This is a genomic window from Roseateles sp. P5_B10 (genome assembly GCF_056400485.1).
In genome coordinates this window covers 1-2,208 of the sequence record NZ_JBFULE010000849.1, presented here as the reverse complement: position 1 = coordinate 2,208, position 2,208 = coordinate 1, and the positions used below count along the sequence as shown (strand labels likewise).

Annotated in this window: 2 protein-coding genes; both read right to left on the bottom strand. The window is 72.3% G+C overall.

What is annotated here, in order from left to right; translation table 11 throughout:
- A partial coding sequence (locus AC1DU6_RS28415) for a Y-family DNA polymerase (protein WP_477861224.1) occupies window positions 1–1,165 on the bottom strand: 1,165 nt, incomplete at its 3' end.
- Window positions 1,134–1,952 (bottom strand): translesion DNA synthesis-associated protein ImuA, encoded by an 819-nt coding sequence (locus AC1DU6_RS28410; RefSeq protein ID WP_457321753.1) that lies wholly within the window; start codon window positions 1,950–1,952, stop codon window positions 1,134–1,136. The genes AC1DU6_RS28410 and AC1DU6_RS28415, both read right to left, overlap by 32 nt.
- Window positions 1,953–2,208 lie beyond the last annotated feature (256 nt).

Here is a 2,208-nt window from a genome sequence, read left to right as displayed (position 1 = left end):
GCGCATCGCAGCGCAGTGGCTGTGGTGGCTCGACGAGCCAGGTCGGCTGCGGCCCTGGTGGAGAGCGCACAGCTACGGAAGGCGGTGCTGGCCAAGGCTGCCAGCGCTGCATTTCGGCCAGCCGATGGTCTTCGCGCAGCCGGCCTTCGCGCACATGGTCGGCGCCCAGGCGCACCGACAACCGCTCCAGCAGCGCATTCGTCGTCGTGCGCTCCTGCGGATCGGCGGGGCCGGGCAACAGGCTGCTGCTGCCTTCCTCCAGCGGCAGCACGGTATCGGCGCTGAGGCGGATTTCGCCGGCTGGCGCGGCCAGTGTCATGCGGCCCAGGTGTTCGGACAGCAGCCTTGTAAGCCGCCTCAGATCGCGCGTCGTGTCCGCCGTGGCCACGGTCAGCTCGCCGCTGTCGGCCACGTCGCGGGGGCGCATCGCGTCGTGCTGCCAGGCCAGTCGCAGCGCACGCACACCGGCATGGCGGGCGGCGAGGAAGGCGCAGAGCTGGCGCAGCAGGGTTTCAGCAAAGTGCAGCAGCACGGGCGCGTGCTCGACGCGGTAGGGCAGCTCCAGCCGGGCGTCGAAGCGATCGGGCAGGGTCAGCCAGCTGTGCATCTCGGGCAGGTCGCCATAGGCCTGGTCCAGCGCCGTCAGCAGCGCCGGGCCAAAGCGCTTGGCCAGTGCCGGGCGAGGCAGCCGGCGCAGCTCGCCCAGGCGCGTGCAGCCCAGGCGGGCCAGCATGGCGTGATGGGCTTGGGCGGCGCTCAGTGCCGATAACGGCAGCGCGTCCAGGCGCTCGCTCAGGCGGCCAGGATTGATGTCGCTGCAACGCGCCAGTGCCAAGGCGCCCAGCGCTGTCGGCGCCCAGGCCATGTCGCCCAGGGCCAAGCCGGCTTGTGTTGCCTGCGTCTGCAGCCGCTGCCGCAACGCCCGTGCGCCGCGGAACAGCCGCAGGCTGGCCGACACCTCGGCCACCACCGCTTCCTCCAGCCGCGCAACGCGCGGCGTGAAGCTCAGCGCCAGCCAGCCGAGGGCGTCAACATCGCCAATATGACCTGTTGACCCCCAGGGCAGGGCTGCGCCCTGCCCGCCCCCCGAGGGGGTCAAGGCAACTTGGGGCGGCCCGGCGTTGCCTTGGGCATCAGGCCTGCAGCACAGGGCGAGCCAGCGCATGAGGGCGCTCCATCGGAGGGCTGGCCGGAGCCGGCGCGGGCTCCGGCATGGGGGCAGGCAGGGGCTTGCGCTTGGCGGCAGTCAGCAGCGGTTCCACCGCGCCGGGCACGGCGGGCAGTTCAAGCCAGCCCTCGTGCGCGGGCCCGCGGCGCTTGAGCAGGTGCACGGCCAGGTCCCAGCCCTCGCCCGGCTGCACGATCAGGCGCAGCGGCGCGGCCGAGGACTGCTGCTGCACGCGCTCCGGCCGCATCAGGAAGGCCGGCGCATCGGAACTCAGCGCATTGACCTGCAGGCGCCGGATCTGCTCCGGCCGCGCCTCGGGCAGCCAGGCCAGCACGGCCACGCGCGACTTGATGGCCTGCTCGGCGGCCCAGAGCGCTTGAGCCGGCGTGCTGGCCTCCACCCAGATCAGTGCCGAGGGTGGCAGGCCCAGGGCCTGCAGGCCCGGCAGATGGGGCGTGTGGGGCGGGTTGATGAGCAGCAGCGAACGCAGCGCCGACGTGACCACGCGTCCGCGACGGCCGGGAGCGGCCGCCGGCAGGGCCTGGGCCGCCCACCAGCCGCTCAGCGCCGGCGCCAGCAGCCGCCACTCCAGCACGCCGGGCTGCGGCGTCAGCAGCTCGGTGACGGCTCGCAGCGGCCAGCCGCCGCCGGGCAGCTCGGCGTCCAGCGCCGCAAAGCCACTGGCCAGCGTCGGGTCGGCGGCGGTGCTCAGGCTGCTGCCGCGCCACAGCCGCCCCTGCAGCCGGGCGTCGTCCAGCGGCAGGGGGACGAGCGGGGGCCGCAAGGCAGCGCAAGGGACGCAGGAGGCGAGAGAAGCGGACAACATGGCCAGGAAACAGGCAGGTCGGGGGAAGAATCCGGAGCTTGAATGAGATCATAAGACTGTATGGATATCCAGTATTTTCTGGCAATCGACCCCACCTTGGCGCTAGCATTTCACGGCGTTCCTGGAGAGCCGCCATGCAACTCGTCCCGCTGATCTGCGTCCATGACGTGCCCGCCAGCAGCCGCTGGTATCAGCGCTTGCTGGGGTGCCACAG